Here is a 16,674-nt window from a genome sequence, read left to right on the forward strand (position 1 = left end):
ATGAAAAGCATTTTATTAAGTTTGTTGCTGTTGCCAGTATTAGCGTTAGCGAATGAGGCTGAAATTACCGTTAAAGCACCTGTGGACTTAGGTAATCATGCGTCTTTACAGCGTGGCGCAAGAACGTTTGTGAATTACTGCCTCAATTGTCACAGTGCCAACTACATGCGTTATAACCGTTTGCAAGATATTGGCTTGTCTGAGAAGCAAATTAAAGACAATCTACTGCTGGCGGGCGATAAAGTAGGCGATACCATGCAAGTGGCGATTGACCCGAAAGACGCGAAAAAGTGGTTTGGTGCAACGCCGCCGGATTTGTCGGTGGAGGTGCGTGCACGCGGTGCAGATTGGCTTTACGCTTATTTACGCGGATTCTATAAAGATGATACGCGTCCTACCGGTTGGAATAATACGGTATATGACAAAGTGGCCATGCCGCATGTGTTGTATGAGTTGCAAGGCGTACAAGTATTGAATCACGAAACCCATGCCTTGGAATTGGTCAAGCCGGGTAAGTTGAGCCCTGCCGAATACAATGAAATGGTAGGTGATTTGACTAACTTTATGGCGTTTATGGCGGAGCCCGCCAAACAAAGCCGCCAGTTCATTGGTATTTTTGTATTGCTGTTCCTTGGGGTGCTATTTGTACTCGTGAAGAAAATTAAAACCGAGTATTGGAAAGACATTAAATAAGATGGAAGGCTGCTCAGTCCTTGAGTAGTCTATCTGTTGATATGAAGAGAGAAGCATAAATTATGATGAAATTATATTCGGGGACAGTTGATCCCTATAGCCATCGCTGCCGTATTGTATTGTTTGAAAAAGGCATGGACTTTGAAGTGATTGATGTGGATTTGGCCAACAAATCCGAAGACTTGGCTGTGCTTAACCCTTACGGTAGCGTGCCAGTGTTGGTGGAGCGTGACCTCATTTTGTCGGAGGCAAACATTATCAATGAATATATTGATGAGCGTTTTCCACATCCACAACTTATGCCTGCAGATCCAGTGATGCGTGCACGTGCAAGATTGTTCTTGTATAACTTTGAAAAAGATCTGTTTGACCACATCAAAGACATTGAGTCCGGTGACGACGCTAAAGCGGATGCTGCGCGTAAAACTATCCGTGATAACTTGACGCAAATTGTGCCGATTTTTAGCAAGCAAAACTATTTGCTGGGTGATGAGTACTCCATGTTGGATGTGGCGGTGACACCATTGCTTTGGCGCTTAGGGCACTACGGTATTGAGTTGCCAAATCAGGCGGCACCATTGTTGAAATATGCTGAGCGTTTGTTCTCACGTCCGCTGTATGCAGATGCGATGACACCATCAGAAAAAGCAATGCGTAAATAAATCGACGTGCTGAATGGAAATGATAAAGCGAGTGCATTGAAAGATGTGCTCGCTTTATACTTTCTGGCTTACTGTCGTACGCAGTAGTATGATCAATAGCAATACCATAGGACACCCTCATGACTGAACTTATTCCCACTAAACCTTATATGATTCGCGCCATTCACGAGTGGTGCGTGGACAATGGCTTGACGCCACATTTATTGGTGGTGGTAGGGCCGCAAACGCGCGTGCCTATGGCCTATGTCAAAGATGGGGAAATTGTACTGAACATCAATTATTCGGCCACCAAAGATTTGCATATCGATAACGAAGCAGTTGTGTTTTCCGCGCGGTTCGGCGGCGTATCACAACATCTCTATATTCCGATTGGCGCTGTCAAAGGCATATTCGCGCGTGAAAACGGACAGGGGATGTTCTTTGAGGTGGAGGATATTGCTGATGCCCCACAGGTGCCAACCCTCGAGCCGCAAGGTCAAATAGACAAAGTGGATGCATCGCCAAATGACAAACGTAAACCCACGCTTAAGATAGTCAAATAGTATAGATGCAGGCCTAAAACGCATCGCTTCAAAAAATTGCAAAAAAATTAAGTTTTTTTGTAAAAAGGGCTAGTCGAAAATTTAAAAATAGTGATATAGTCACGCCTTCAAGAAAATGCCGGGTTAGCTCAGTTGGTAGAGCAGCGCACTTGTAATGCGAAGGTCATCAGTTCGATTCCGATACCCGGCACCAGATCTATACCATTCCAAATGTAAAAAACGCAGTCATAATAAATTGCGTTTTTTTAATGTGAGCATTTGACAGAAAGTTGAAATGTAAGCATAATCGCGGGTTCGGTTAGGAGGGGTGGCCGAGTGGTTAAAGGCGACGGACTGTAAATCCGTTCTCTCAGAGTACGAAGGTTCGAATCCTTCCCCCTCCACCAAAAATAAAGAAGTAAAGTTGTAGGGCTTGTTGGCTTGGCTTCAAGTGATTAAACCGGCGAACAAAGTGTGAATGATGGCGTCGGATTAGTAACGCGGGTGTAGCTCAGTTGGTAGAGCTTCAGTTTTCCAAACTGAATGTCGCGAGTTCGAGCCTCGTCGCCCGCTCCAGATATAGGGCGTTGCCTTAGTTGTGGAAGTAACGGGCCCATGTGGCTCAGTGGTAGAGCACTCCCTTGGTAAGGGAGAGGTCGCGGGTCCGATTCCCGCCATGGGCACCATGTAAAGCGAATCAAAAAGTATGATTTGGGAAGATAAAGTTTTATTAAGTTGAATAAAGCTTTTACAAAAAAACCAATTTTTAAGTTGAAAATTAAGTTAATAAAATTTTAAAGAAATTTAAAGACATTAAGGTAAAGGAAATCAATCATGGCAAAAGGCAAATTTGAACGTACCAAGCCACATGTGAACGTCGGTACGATTGGTCACGTTGACCACGGTAAGACGACATTAACAGCGGCGATTACTACAGTATTGACCAAGAAATTTGGTGGTGAAGCCAAGGCTTACGATCAAATTGACGCGGCGCCAGAAGAAAAAGCACGTGGTATTACCATTAACACAGCACACGTTGAGTACGAGACAGCCACACGTCACTACGCACACGTAGACTGCCCAGGCCACGCCGACTATGTTAAAAACATGATTACCGGTGCTGCACAAATGGACGGCGCAATCTTGGTATGTTCAGCTGCTGACGGCCCTATGCCACAAACACGTGAACACATCCTGTTAGCGCGTCAAGTAGGTGTGCCATACATCGTTGTATTCCTGAACAAAGCAGACATGGTAGATGACGCTGAATTGTTAGAGTTGGTTGAAATGGAAGTGCGTGACCTATTGTCTAAATACGACTTCCCAGGTGACGACACCCCAATCATCAAAGGCTCAGCTAAATTAGCTCTAGAAGGTGACCAATCACCAATCGGCGAACCAGCCATCTTCGCATTGGCTGACGCACTAGACAGCTACATCCCAATGCCAGAGCGTGCAGTTGACGGTACATTCCTGATGCCAGTAGAAGACGTATTCTCTATCTCTGGTCGCGGTACTGTAGTGACTGGCCGTATCGAACGCGGTATCGTTAAAGTAGGTGACGAGATCGAAATCGTTGGTATCAAAGACACATTAAAAACAACCTGTACAGGCGTTGAAATGTTCCGTAAGTTACTTGACCAAGGTCAAGCAGGCGACAACGTAGGTGTATTGTTACGTGGTACAAAACGTGAAGAAGTGGAACGCGGTCAAGTATTGGCTAAATCTGGTTCTATCAAACCACACACAAAATTCACAGCAGAAATCTACGTGTTGGGTAAAGATGAAGGTGGTCGTCATACACCATTCTTCCAAGGTTACCGTCCACAATTCTACTTTCGTACGACAGACGTAACGGGTGCTGTAGAATTGCCAGCAGGTACAGAAATGGTGATGCCAGGTGATAACGTATCTATCACTGTGACATTGATTGCCCCGATTGCGATGGAAGAAGGCTTACGCTTCGCGATTCGTGAAGGTGGTCGTACCGTTGGTGCTGGTGTGGTCGCTAAAGTCATCGCGTAATACGCTTGATATGAAAGCCATGCCAGCAACCCGGTGTGGCTTTTTGAACAGTTAAAGTTGTATAGGCCAATAGCTCAATTGGTAGAGTATCGGTCTCCAAAACCGAGGGTTGGGGGTTCGAGACCCTCTTGGCCTGCCAAATAACAATGCAAACCATTTGAAAAAATGGTTTGCTTTTATAATTAAGTGAAACACTTATGATGGATAAATTAAAACTAGTAGTATCTCTGTTGTTGGTTGTGGCGGGGATTGCTGGTTTTTATCTTTTGGAAGACAAGGCGCTCGTCTTACGCATTTTGGCGGTAATGGCGGGCATCGCGGCGGGCTTGGCAGTGATGTGGACATCGCCGCTGGGTAAGGACGCGCTTGGCTTTGTCGGTGATTCGGTTGCAGAAGCTAAACGCGTGGTGTGGCCGACACGTAAAGAAACGATTCAAACCACCATTGCAGTATTTGTGTTGGTGCTGATTATGGCTGCCTTTTTGGCGGTGGTGGATATTGGCTTCGCTTACATGGTGCAATGGTTAATGGGACGGAGTGCTTAATGAGTATGCGTTGGTATGCAGTCCAAGCCTTTTCCGGAATGGAAAAATCTGTAAAGGCCGGCCTTGAGGAGCGTATTGCGCGCTCAGGCTTGCAAGATCAGTTTGGCGATATTTTGGTGCCTGTGGAAGAAGTGGTGGAAATGAAATCTGGTCAAAAGACCATTTCAGAGCGTCGCTTGTACCCAGGCTATGTGTTAGTGCAAATGGATATGACGGATGAAAGCTGGCACTTGGTGAAAAGTACGCCACGTGTGACTTCTTTCATTGGAGGTACTGCACAAAAGCCAACACCGATTAAAGATAAAGAAGTAGAGATTATTCTGAGACGTATGGATGACAGTAAGTCGAATCCGACGCAAAAACTGACCTTTGAAAAAGGTGAGTCTGTACGTGTGATTGATGGTCCGTTTAAAGACTTCTCTGGTGGTGTGGAAGAAGTGAACTACGAAAAAAGCAAATTGCGTGTTTCCGTGGTCATTTTTGGTCGCGCAACACCAGTAGAGTTGGACTTTAGTCAGATAGAAAAAGAAGTATAGTAAGTAGATTGCCTGCATTAGCGGGCAATTTGTGTTTAACGGGGAGCTTAAGTTAAAGCGTTTGTACCCATTTTAGGAGTGTTGTTATGGCAAAAAAAGTCATCGGCTACATTAAACTGCAAATTCCTGCAGGTAAAGCCAACCCAAGTCCACCCGTAGGTCCAGCATTGGGTCAACGTGGTTTGAATATTATGGAATTCTGTAAAGCGTTCAACGCTGCAACACAAGGTGTTGAGCCAGGGCTTCCAATCCCAGTAGTGATTACAGCGTTTGCGGATAAGAGCTTCACGTTTGTGATGAAAACACCGCCAGCGACGATTTTGATCAAAAAAGCGGCTAAATTGGACAAAGGTTCAGCGCGTCCACATACCGATAAAGTAGGCAAAATCACACGCGCACAAGCGGAAGAAATTGCTAAAACTAAAATGCCTGACCTGACTGCAGCCGACATGGATGCAGCGGTGCGTACGATTGCAGGTAGTGCGCGCAGTATGGGTATCGAAGTGGAGGGTGTATAACATGGCGAAAAGAATTGATGCATTGCGCGCAAAAATTGACCGCAATAAATTGTATCCAGTGCAAGAAGCATTGGGTTTGGTAAAAGAGGGCGCAACTGCCAAATTTAACGAGTCAGTTGATGCTGTGGTTAATTTGGGTATTGACGCACGTAAATCTGACCAATTGGTACGTGGTGCTTTGGTATTGCCAAACGGTACAGGTAAAACAACACGCGTTGCGGTGTTTGCTCAAGGCGCGCAAGCCGAAGCTGCAAAAGCAGCGGGTGCGGATATCGTGGGTTTTGAAGATTTGGCTGAGCAAGTCAAGGCTGGTATGTTGGATTTTGATGTGGCGATTGCCACACCAGATGCGATGCGTATCGTAGGTGCTTTGGGTCAAGTGTTGGGACCACGTGGTTTGATGCCAAACCCAAAAGTGGGCACAGTGACTCCAGACGCGGCAGCTGCAGTTAAAAACGCAAAAGCTGGTCAAGTGCAATACCGTACTGATAAAGGCGGCATTATTCATTGCACCATTGGTCGCGCTTCATTCACATTAGAGCAATTGCAAGGTAACTTGGCTGCATTGGTGGAAGCGTTGAATAAAGCAAAACCAGCCTCGACTAAAGGCGTGTACTTGAAAAAAGTATCTGTCTCTAGCACGATGGGTCCTGGTGTGCGTGTGGATCAAGCCACATTAGTGTAATTAGTAGTTAGGCAAATATTGCCTTAAAAAGAACTTTGGGACTGCTGCATGTTTAAGTTGTTAAACGTGCGGCAGGAACATCAAAGACCGTTGGTATCCTTAGGGATTTAATCAATACGGAAAATAAATGGGTGACGGGGCTTCTATGACCATTTCCTCTGTTTATTTAAAGTAAAGACCAACGCAGATGGCGAACCCGATACAGGATATGAATATGCCCTGAATAAGGACGCCGTGAGCGGTGCAACACAGTCGTGTTGTGCTTTATTAACGGAAGGAGAAAAGACCTTGAGTCTCAATCTTACAGAGAAAAAAGAAGTCGTTGCCGAAGTTAGTGCGCAAGTTGCATCAGCGCAAGCAATTGTTCTTGCTGAGTACCGTGGTATTGGTGTGGCAGATTTGACAGTATTGCGTGCGGAAGCACGTAAAGCTGGCGTTTATTTGCGTGTGTTGAAAAATACACTTGTACGCCGTGCGGTAGAAGGTACGCCATTTTCTGCTTTAGCAGACCAAATGGTAGGTCCATTGGTGTTTGGTATATCTACCGATCCAGTGGCCGCAGCAAAAGTGTTAAACAATTTTGCTAAAACTAACGACAAGTTCGTGATCAAAGCGGGCGCAATGCCAAATCAGGTGATGGATTTAGCTGGGGTACAAGCCTTGGCATCTACATTGGGCAGAGAAGAGTTGCTTGCGAAATTCGCACGTACACTCAACGAAGTGCCAACCAAATTTGCGCGCGCACTTGCAGCGGTTCGTGACGCTAAAGAAGCAGCTTAATTCATACGCAACATTATTAAATTTTAGGGAATATTCAAATGGCAATTTCAAATGCAGATATTTTAGACGCAGTTGGTTCAATGTCAGTGTTGGAGCTTTCAGCACTGATTAAAGAAATCGAAGAGAAATTTGGTGTATCAGCAGCTGCAGTAGCAGTAGCAGCTGGTGGCGCAGCAGGTGCTCCAGCAGCTGCCGCAGCAGAGCAAACAGAGTTCAACGTGATCTTGTTGGCAGCTGGCGAAAGCAAAGTGAACGTGATTAAAGCAGTTCGCGAATTGACAGCTTTAGGCTTGAAAGAAGCGAAAGACTTAGTTGACGGCGCACCAAAAGCAATTAAAGAAGGCGTAAGCAAAGCTGACGCTGACGCAGCATTGAAAAAATTGATTGAAGCTGGCGCAACTGGCGAAATCAAATAATCCTATTTTAGGACTAGGTGAGGCTGACGGGAGACCGTCAGCCTTCGCCGTTTGTAGGTAGGTACTATGTAACAAAATGTAACCTCCACCATATCAACGTATGGGCGGGTCGCATTAGAAGTCAATAATTTCTATTTCACTTAAAAAAGAAGTTAGAAATCAAAACATTGCAGTGGATGAAAAGTGTTTTGTCTTCTACCCTCAAAATTTCAGGAGACGCTATGAGCTATTCCTTTACCGAAAAAAAACGCATTCGTAAAAGCTTTGCTAAACGAGAGAGCGTTCAAGAAGTTCCTTATTTACTCGCGATGCAATTGGAGTCCTACAAGGCCTTTTTGCAGGCAGAGATTCCAACAGACAAACGTACCAATGATGGCCTGGAGTCAACATTCCGTTCCGTATTTCCTATTGTGAGCCACTCAGGTAATGCACGTTTGGATTACGTGAGCTATCAATTAGGCGCAGAGCCATTTGATGTCAAAGAGTGTCAACAACGTGGCTTGACTTACGCTGCACCATTGCGCGTAAAAGTGCGTTTGACCATCATGGACAAAGAGGCTTCTAAGCCGACCGTGAAAGAAGTGAAAGAGCAGGAAGTGTACATGGGCGAATTGCCTTTGATGACTGAAAATGGCTCGTTCGTGATTAACGGTACAGAGCGTGTGATTGTTTCACAATTGCACCGTAGCCCAGGTGTGTTCTTTGAGCATGACCGCGGTAAAACACATAGCTCAGGTAAATTGCTGTTCTCAGCACGTATCATTCCTTACCGTGGTTCATGGTTAGATTTTGAGTTCGATCCTAAAGATTACTTGTACTTCCGTGTGGATCGTCGTCGTAAGATGCCAGTGACCATTTTGCTGAAAGCATTGGGTTACACCCCAGAACAAATTCTGCAAACATTTAACGATACCGATACGTTCCATATTGGCCCGAAAGGCGTGGAATTTACATTGGTGGCTGACCGCTTACGTGGTGAAGTGGCTAAATTCGACATCGCTGATAAAGCAGGTGAAGTACTCGTTGCTAAAGACAAGCGCATTACGGTGAAACACATCCGTGATATTGAAAAAGCTGGCGTGACCAAAATTGTGGTGCCAACTGACTTTATTTTGGGTCGTGCAATCGTTGCCAATATCATCGACAAAGAAACTGGTGAAGTCATTGCGAATGCCAATGATGAAATTACAGAAACATTGTTGGATAAACTGATTGAAGCAAAAGTGTCTGAAATCAACACGTTATATACCAATGATTTAGACCACGGTGATTTTATTTCTCAAACATTGCGTATTGATGAAATCCCTGACCAATACAGCGCGCGCGTAGCCATCTACCGTATGATGCGTCCAGGCGAACCGCCAACCGAAGAAGCTGTAGAAGCGTTATTCAATGGCTTGTTCTTCTCTGAAGAGCGCTATGACTTGTCAGTGGTAGGCCGTATGAAATTTAACCGTCGTGCCTATCCAACCAAACAAGAAGAACGCAGTGCTAACTGGTTGCGTAATTTCTATGCCATGACAGGTGAGCAAGGCGACACAGGCGCTAACATCCTCAATACACACGACATTCTTGCTGTGATTGGCGTATTGATTGAATTGCGCAATGGTCGTGGCGAGATTGATGATATTGATCACTTAGGTAATCGTCGTATCCGTTCAGTAGGTGAGCTTGCTGAGAACCAATTCCGTGCCGGTTTGGTGCGTGTGGAGCGTGCTGTAAAAGAGCGTTTATCACAAGCTGAATCAGACAATCTGATGCCGCACGATTTGATTAATGCGAAACCAGTGTCTAGCGCGATTCGTGAATTCTTTGGTTCTAGCCAATTGTCACAATTTATGGACCAAACCAACCCATTATCAGAAATTACGCACAAACGTCGTATTTCTGCATTAGGGCCTGGCGGTTTAACGCGTGAGCGTGCAGGCTTTGAGGTACGTGACGTACATACAACACACTATGGTCGCGTATGTCCAATTGAAACGCCAGAGGGCCCAAACATTGGTTTGATCAACTCACTAGCGCTGTATGCACGTACTAACCAATATGGTTTCTTAGAAACACCATATCGCCGTGTAGACGACAATAAAGTCACAGATAACATTGAGTTTTTATCTGCCATTGAAGAAAGCCAATACATGATCGCGCAAGCGAATACAGCATTGGATGCCAAAGGTGGCTTTAAAGAAGAGTTAGTGTCTTCACGTCATCACAATGAGTTTACGATGACGCAGCCTGAACGTGTGCAGTACATGGACGTGGCGCCAAGTCAAATTGTGTCAGTGGCGGCTTCATTGATTCCGTTCCTAGAACACGATGACGCGAACCGTGCATTGATGGGTGCCAACATGCAACGTCAAGCCGTGCCATGTCTGCGCGCTGAAAAAGCCGTGGTGGGTACAGGCATTGAGCGTACGGTAGCGGTTGACTCCGGTACGACAGTACAAGCACGCCGTGGCGGTATTGTGGATTACGTGGATTCAAGCCGTATTGTGGTCCGTGTACACGATGCTGAAGCGCAAGCTGGCGAAGTAGGTGTAGATATTTACAACTTAATCAAATATACGCGTTCTAACCAAAATACCAATATTAACCAACGTCCGTTGGTGAAGGTGGGTGAAGTGATTTCACGTGGTGATGTGGTCGCAGATGGTGCGTCAACAGACATGGGTGAGTTAGCACTTGGCCAAAATATGTTGGTAGGCTTTATGCCTTGGAACGGTTACAACTACGAAGACTCGATCTTGATTTCAGAGCGCGTAGTGGCTGATGATCGCTATACTTCAATCCATATTGAAGAGCTGTCAGTAGTAGCACGTGATACTAAATTAGGCCCTGAAGAAATTACGCGTGATATCTCCAACTTGTCAGAGCGCATGCTCGGTCGTTTGGATGACTCAGGCATTATTTACATTGGTGCTGAAGTAGAAGCTGGCGATGTGCTTGTAGGTAAAGTGACACCAAAAGGTGAAACTACACTGACACCGGAAGAAAAATTGCTGCGTGCGATTTTCGGCGAGAAAGCCTCTGACGTAAAAGATACTTCATTGCGTGTGCCTTCTGGCATGAGCGGTACAGTCATTGACGTGCAAGTATTTACGCGTGAAGGTATTGACCGTGATGCACGTGCACAACAAATTATTGATGACCAGCTTAATGATTACAAACAAGACTTGGCTGACCAAATGCGTATTGTGGAAGACGACACCTTTGGCCGTATCAGTCGTTTGTTAGCGGGAAAAGCCGCCACTGGCGGTCCTAATAAGCTAAAAAAAGGGGATGCATTAACACCCGAGTATTTAGCCTCTGTCGGTCGCTATGACTGGTTTGATATTCGTTTAAGCGACGAAGATGCAGCACGTCAATTAGAGCAATTGAAAGACAGCTTAAGCCAAGCACGTATCGAATTTGACAACAAGTTTGAAGAGAAAAAACGTAAATTGACGCAAGGTGACGAATTGCCACCAGGCGTACAAAAAATGGTAAAAGTATACTTAGCCGTTAAACGTCGTATTCAGCCTGGTGACAAAATGGCCGGCCGTCACGGTAACAAGGGTGTGATTTCAAAAATCTGCCCGGTAGAAGATATGCCACACATGGCAGACGGTACACCATTGGATATCGTGCTGAACCCACTAGGTGTTCCATCACGGATGAACATTGGTCAAATTTTGGAAACCCACTTAGGTTGGGCTGCCAAAGGGTTGGGCAAACGCATTGGTGATATGTTGCAAGCTGAAACCAAGGTGGCTGAGATTCGTCAGTTCTTAGACAAAATCTACAACAGCAGCACAGGGAAAAAAGAAGACATTGCATCATTCACGGATAAAGAAATATTAGAACTTGCGCAAAACTTGAAATACGGTGTGCCATTTGCAACGCCAGTGTTTGACGGTGCAGCCGAGTCTGATATTAAAGCGATGTTGGATTTAGCATTCCCTGATGATGACGAACACACGAAGAAACTGCAATTCCACGCGGGTAAAACCCAAGTGAAATTATTTGATGGCCGTACTGGCGATGCGTTTGAGCGTCCAGTGACTGTAGGTTACATGCATGTATTGAAATTGCACCACTTGGTGGATGACAAGATGCATGCACGTTCTACTGGTCCTTACTCACTTGTGACACAACAACCATTGGGCGGTAAAGCGCAATTCGGTGGTCAACGTTTTGGTGAGATGGAGGTTTGGGCATTGGAAGCGTATGGTGCGTCATACACCTTACAAGAAATGCTGACCGTCAAGTCAGATGACGTCAACGGCCGTACCAAAGTGTATGAAAATATTGTGAAGGGCGAACACAAAATCGATGCTGGTATGCCAGAGTCATTCAATGTGTTGGTGAAAGAAATTCGTTCACTCGCTATCGACATCGATTTAGATCGTAATTAAGGAGAATTCAGATGAAAGCTCTATTAGACTTATTTAAACAGGTAACACAAGAAGAAGAGTTTGATGCAATTAAGATTGCATTGGCTTCGCCTGAAAAAATTCGCTCATGGTCTTATGGTGAAGTTAAAAAGCCAGAAACTATTAACTACCGTACCTTCAAGCCTGAGCGTGATGGTTTGTTCTGCTCAAAAATCTTTGGCCCGATCAAAGATTACGAGTGCTTATGCGGTAAATACAAACGCTTAAAACACCGTGGTGTGATTTGTGAAAAGTGTGGCGTTGAAGTCACGCTTTCTAAAGTGCGTCGTGAGCGTATGGGCCATATTGAATTGGCTTCACCAGTTGCGCATATCTGGTTCTTAAAATCACTCCCAAGCCGTCTGGGTATGGTGTTAGACATTGCGTTGCGTGACATTGAGCGTGTGCTTTACTTTGAAGCATTCATTGTGATTGACCCAGGCATGACACCGCTGACACGTGGTCAATTGCTGACGGAAGATGACTACCTTGCTAAAGTAGAAGAGTACGGTGATGAGTTCAATGCAGTGATGGGTGCAGAAGCGATTCGTGAATTGCTCCGCACTATGGACATCAATGACCAGATCGAAATCCTGCGCCGCGATCTAAGCGAAACTGGTTCAGAAGCGAAAATCAAGAAAATCGCTAAACGCTTGAAAGTGCTAGAAGCCTTCCAAAAATCTGGCATTAAACCAGAGTGGATGATTCTTGAAATCTTGCCAGTGTTGCCACCAGAGCTACGTCCATTGGTACCATTGGATGGCGGTCGTTTTGCAACGTCTGACTTGAACGATTTGTATCGTCGCGTGATTAACCGTAACAACCGTTTAAAACGCTTGTTGGAGTTAAAAGCACCTGAAATCATCGTACGTAACGAAAAACGTATGTTGCAAGAAGCGGTGGACTCATTATTAGACAATGGCCGTCGCGGTAAAGTGATGACAGGCGCTAACAAGCGTCCGTTAAAATCACTCGCAGACATGATTAAAGGTAAAGGCGGTCGTTTCCGCCAAAACTTGCTTGGTAAGCGTGTGGACTACTCAGGTCGTTCAGTGATTGTGGTTGGTCCGCAATTGAAATTGCACCAATGCGGTTTACCGAAAAAAATGGCGTTGGAATTATTCAAACCATTCATCTTCCATAAGTTGGAAGTGTTGGGTTTAGCGACCACCATTAAAGCAGCGAAGAAAAAAGTAGAAGAAGAAGGACCAGAAGTATGGGATATCCTCGAGGACGTGATCCGCGAGCATCCGGTACTATTGAACCGTGCGCCTACTTTACACCGTTTAGGTATTCAAGCGTTTGAGCCAGTATTGATTGAAGGTAAAGCCATTCAATTGCACCCACTCGTGTGTTCAGCGTTCAACGCCGACTTCGACGGTGACCAAATGGCGGTACACGTGCCATTGAGCTTAGAAGCGCAAATGGAAGCACGCACTTTAATGTTGGCATCCAACAACGTATTGTCTCCAGCCAACGGCGAACCAATCATTGTGCCTTCACAAGATATCGTGTTGGGTCTTTACTACATGACGCGCGAAAAAGTGGCGGCACGTGGCGAAGGCATGATTTTCAGTGATGTGAAAGAAGTGCAGCGTGTATTCGATCAAGGTTTGATTGATTTGCATGCCAAAGTCACTGTACGTATCCGTGAATTCGAGATGGACGTAGAAGGCAATAAAACTGAAAAAATCAACCGTTATGAAACGACGGTGGGTCGTGCCTTATTGTCACAAATCTTGCCTGCTGGTTTGTCTTACAGTTTGATTGACAAAGCATTGAAGAAAAAAGAGATTTCAAAACTGATCAATGCGAGCTTCCGTAAAGTAGGTATTCGTGAAACTGTTATTTTTGCTGATAAATTGATGTACACAGGCTATACCTATGCGACTAAAGCAGGTATCTCCATCAGTATTAATGACATGTTGGTACCACCAGAAAAAGGTCAATTGATTGCTGCTGCAGATGCAGAAGTGAAAGAAATTGAAGACCAATACGTGTCTGGCTTGGTCACGCAAGGTGAGCGCTATAACAAAGTGGTCGATATCTGGGGTCGTGCAGGTGATAAAGTGGCAGATGCCATGATGAAACAACTGCGTGAAGAAGATGTGTTAGACAACGATGGCAACACAGTCAAAAAAGATGGTAAAGCCTTACGTCAAGAATCATTTAATGCGATTTACATGATGGCTGACTCAGGTGCGCGTGGTTCTGCAGCGCAGGTACGTCAGCTGGCCGGTATGCGTGGCTTGATGGCGAAACCAGATGGTTCGATCATTGAAACACCGATTAAAGCGAACTTCCGTGATGGCTTGAACGTGTTGCAGTACTTTATTTCAACCCACGGTGCACGTAAAGGCTTGGCCGATACTGCGTTGAAGACAGCGAACTCTGGTTACTTGACACGTCGTTTGGTGGATGTAACGCAAGACTTGGTGGTGACTGAGACTGATTGTGGTACGGTTGAAGGTTTAGTGACTAAAGCCTTGGTAAAAGGCGGTGAAGTGGTTGAGCCATTGCATGACCGTATCTTGGGTCGTACAGCCGCTTTAGACATCATCCATCCAGAGACGCAAGCTGTGGTATACCCAGCCGGCACACTGTTGACTGAAGATGAAGTAGAGAAAATCGATGCGTTAGGCATTGATGAAGTGAAAGTGCGTACAGCGCTGACTTGCGATACACGTTACGGTATTTGTGCAACATGTTATGGTCGTGACTTAGGCCGTGGTAAGTTGATTAGCATGGGCGAAGCGGTAGGCGTGATTGCAGCACAATCTATTGGTGAGCCTGGTACACAGTTGACCATGCGTACGTTCCACATCGGTGGTGCTGTATCGCGTGCAGCTTCAGTATCACAAGTAGAAAGTAAATCTAACGGTATATTAAGCTTTACCTCTACGATGCGTTACGTGACTAACTCACGTGGCGAGCAAATTGTGATCTCACGTAATGGTGAAGTCATTATTGCGGATGATAATGGTCGTGAGCGTGAGCGTCATAAAGTGCCTTACGGTGCTACATTGACAGTGACCGATGGTAAAACAGTCAAAGCCGGTCAAGCGTTAGCAACATGGGATCCACATACCCGTCCAATTATTACGGAATATGCGGGCCGCATTAAGTTTGAGAACGTAGAAGAAGGCGTGACCGTTGCGAAGCAAATTGATGATGTGACTGGTTTGTCATCCTTGGTGGTGATTGATCCGAAACAACGTGCTGGCCAATCTAAAGGCTTACGTCCACAAGTGAAATTGCTGGATGCTGTTGGTAATGAAGTGAAGATTGCCGGTACAGAGACAAGCGTGAACGTGACGTTCCAACTGGGTTGTATTATTACGGTGAAAGATGGTCAAGATGTAGGCGTGGGTGAAGTATTGGCCCGTATCCCACAAGAGTCATCTAAAACGCGTGATATTACCGGGGGTCTTCCACGTGTGGCTGAGTTGTTTGAAGCGCGCTCACCAAAAGATGCCGGTATGTTGGCGGAAGTCACTGGTACCGTATCGTTTGGTAAAGATACCAAAGGTAAGCAACGTTTAGTGATTACAGACTTAGATGGTCAATCTAGCGAATTCTTGATTGCTAAAGATAAGCACGTGACAGCACATGATGGTCAAGTGGTGACTAAAGGTGAGACGATTGTGGACGGCCCAGCTGATCCGCAAGATATCTTGCGCTTACAAGGTCGTGAAGCATTGGCGCGTTACATTATCGATGAAGTGCAAGACGTATATCGCTTACAAGGCGTAAAAATTAACGATAAACACATTGAAGTGATTGTGCGTCAAATGTTGCGTCGTGTACGTGTGACAGATGCAGGTGATACCAGCTTCATTCAAGGTGAGCAAGTAGAACGTGCAGACTTGTTGTCAGAGAATGAACGCGTGATTGCGCAAGATAAACGCCCAGCAACGTTTGAGTATGTGTTGTTAGGTATTACTAAAGCATCGTTGTCTACAGATTCATTCATCTCAGCCGCATCGTTCCAAGAGACTACACGTGTCTTGACCGAGGCAGCGATTTTAGGCAAACGTGATGATTTGCGTGGCTTGAAAGAGAACGTAATTGTGGGTCGTTTGATTCCAGCCGGTACCGGCTTGGCCTACCACGAAGCGCGTAAACGTGCGGCGATTGCAGCGTTGACGCCAACAGTAGCAGAGCCGTCGGCAGCAGCGATTGCAGCGGAAGCCCTGTTCACTGGAACAGATGAGGTTGTAGAAGAAACACAAGTGATTGAAACGCCAGCCGAGTAATTGAATGTTTGGGATGTGTTTAGTGGAATTAGCGCTTGACACATCCTGCTGCACTAAATAGAATGCTTGGTTTTTTAGAATAGCCTTATTGTCCGCAATGAGGCCGTTCTGTTTTGATTTAAATATATTTTTTGTAAAAGTTATTTTTATAGATATTCATAGAGGTTATAGGCAATGCCAACCATTAATCAGTTAATTCGCAAACCACGCGTTCAAGTGGTCACCAAAAGCAAGGTGCCTGCATTAGAAGCGTGTCCGCAAAAACGTGGTGTGTGTACCCGTGTGTATACCACAACTCCTAAAAAGCCTAACTCTGCGTTACGTAAGGTGGCTAAAGTGCGTCTTACCAACGGCTACGAAGTCATTAGCTATATCGGTGGTGAAGGCCATAACTTGCAAGAGCATAGCGTGGTGCTTATCCGTGGTGGTCGTGTAAAAGACTTGCCGGGTGTGCGTTATCACATGGTGCGTGGTAGTTTGGATACGGCCGGTGTTAAAGACCGTAAACAATCACGTTCTAAATACGGTGCTAAACGTCCAAAAGCTGCTAAAGCAGCATAGTTACTGTTTGTGTAGTGTTATTACATTGAAAGCGGCTGAGATGCCTTGCTAAAGCATTTGCTAG

Annotated in this window: 13 protein-coding genes and 5 tRNA genes; all 18 read left to right on the forward strand. The window is 45.4% G+C overall.

Annotated features, from left to right (window positions below):
- Positions 1–693 (forward strand): cytochrome c1, encoded by a 693-nt coding sequence (locus A3Q3_RS0110940; RefSeq protein ID WP_020183635.1) that lies wholly within the window; start codon positions 1–3, stop codon positions 691–693.
- 62 nt (positions 694–755) lie between these two features.
- Positions 756–1,355: a glutathione S-transferase N-terminal domain-containing protein gene (locus A3Q3_RS0110945; protein ID WP_020183636.1), complete on the forward strand. Its 600-nt coding sequence runs from the start codon at positions 756–758 to the stop codon at positions 1,353–1,355.
- A 119-nt stretch (positions 1,356–1,474) separates the two neighbouring features.
- Positions 1,475–1,897, forward strand: coding sequence for a ClpXP protease specificity-enhancing factor (locus A3Q3_RS0110950; protein WP_020183637.1), 423 nt, complete (start codon positions 1,475–1,477; stop codon positions 1,895–1,897).
- Positions 1,898–2,014: 117 nt separating this feature from the next.
- Positions 2,015–2,090: transfer RNA gene (locus tag A3Q3_RS0110955), tRNA-Thr, on the forward strand.
- Between the two features lie 108 nt (positions 2,091–2,198).
- Positions 2,199–2,283: transfer RNA gene (locus tag A3Q3_RS0110960), tRNA-Tyr, on the forward strand.
- A gap of 93 nt (positions 2,284–2,376) precedes the next feature.
- Positions 2,377–2,452: transfer RNA gene (locus A3Q3_RS0110965), tRNA-Gly, on the forward strand.
- Positions 2,453–2,487: 35 nt separating this feature from the next.
- Positions 2,488–2,562 (forward strand) — tRNA-Thr (locus A3Q3_RS0110970).
- Positions 2,563–2,710: 148 nt separating this feature from the next.
- Positions 2,711–3,901: an elongation factor Tu gene (gene tuf, locus A3Q3_RS0110975; protein WP_020183638.1), complete on the forward strand. Its 1,191-nt coding sequence runs from the start codon at positions 2,711–2,713 to the stop codon at positions 3,899–3,901.
- 63 nt (positions 3,902–3,964) lie between these two features.
- Positions 3,965–4,040 (forward strand) — tRNA-Trp (locus tag A3Q3_RS0110980).
- A 58-nt stretch (positions 4,041–4,098) separates the two neighbouring features.
- A complete protein-coding gene (gene secE / locus A3Q3_RS0110985; protein ID WP_020183639.1) occupies positions 4,099–4,446 on the forward strand; it encodes a preprotein translocase subunit SecE in 348 nt (115 codons plus the stop codon).
- Entirely contained in the window at positions 4,446–4,982 is a 537-nt protein-coding gene (nusG, locus tag A3Q3_RS0110990; protein WP_020183640.1) for a transcription termination/antitermination protein NusG, read from the forward strand. The genes secE and nusG overlap by 1 nt, the downstream gene beginning before the upstream one ends.
- 86 nt (positions 4,983–5,068) lie before the next feature.
- Entirely contained in the window at positions 5,069–5,500 is a 432-nt protein-coding gene (gene rplK, locus A3Q3_RS0110995) for a 50S ribosomal protein L11 (protein WP_020183641.1), read from the forward strand.
- A gap of 1 nt (position 5,501) precedes the next feature.
- The gene (rplA, locus tag A3Q3_RS0111000; protein WP_020183642.1) at positions 5,502–6,185 is read left to right on the forward strand and encodes a 50S ribosomal protein L1; all 684 of its coding nucleotides are present in this window, start codon (positions 5,502–5,504) and stop codon (positions 6,183–6,185) included.
- 288 nt (positions 6,186–6,473) lie between these two features.
- On the forward strand, positions 6,474–6,965 hold the full coding sequence (rplJ, locus tag A3Q3_RS0111005; protein ID WP_020183643.1) for a 50S ribosomal protein L10: 492 nt from the start codon (positions 6,474–6,476) through the stop codon (positions 6,963–6,965).
- A gap of 38 nt (positions 6,966–7,003) precedes the next feature.
- The gene (gene rplL / locus A3Q3_RS0111010; RefSeq protein WP_020183644.1) at positions 7,004–7,381 is read left to right on the forward strand and encodes a 50S ribosomal protein L7/L12; all 378 of its coding nucleotides are present in this window, start codon (positions 7,004–7,006) and stop codon (positions 7,379–7,381) included.
- A gap of 221 nt (positions 7,382–7,602) precedes the next feature.
- Positions 7,603–11,775 (forward strand): DNA-directed RNA polymerase subunit beta, encoded by a 4,173-nt coding sequence (gene rpoB / locus A3Q3_RS0111015; RefSeq protein WP_020183645.1) that lies wholly within the window; start codon positions 7,603–7,605, stop codon positions 11,773–11,775.
- A gap of 11 nt (positions 11,776–11,786) precedes the next feature.
- Positions 11,787–16,049, forward strand: coding sequence for a DNA-directed RNA polymerase subunit beta' (rpoC, locus tag A3Q3_RS0111020; protein ID WP_020183646.1), 4,263 nt, complete (start codon positions 11,787–11,789; stop codon positions 16,047–16,049).
- 174 nt (positions 16,050–16,223) lie between these two features.
- Complete coding sequence (gene rpsL / locus A3Q3_RS0111025; RefSeq protein ID WP_020183647.1) at positions 16,224–16,610, forward strand: 30S ribosomal protein S12; 387 nt, start codon at positions 16,224–16,226, stop codon at positions 16,608–16,610.
- Positions 16,611–16,674: the final 64 nt, after the last annotated feature.

The organism is Methylotenera sp. 1P/1, assembly GCF_000384355.1.
GTDB lineage: Bacteria > Pseudomonadota > Gammaproteobacteria > Burkholderiales > Methylophilaceae > Methylophilus.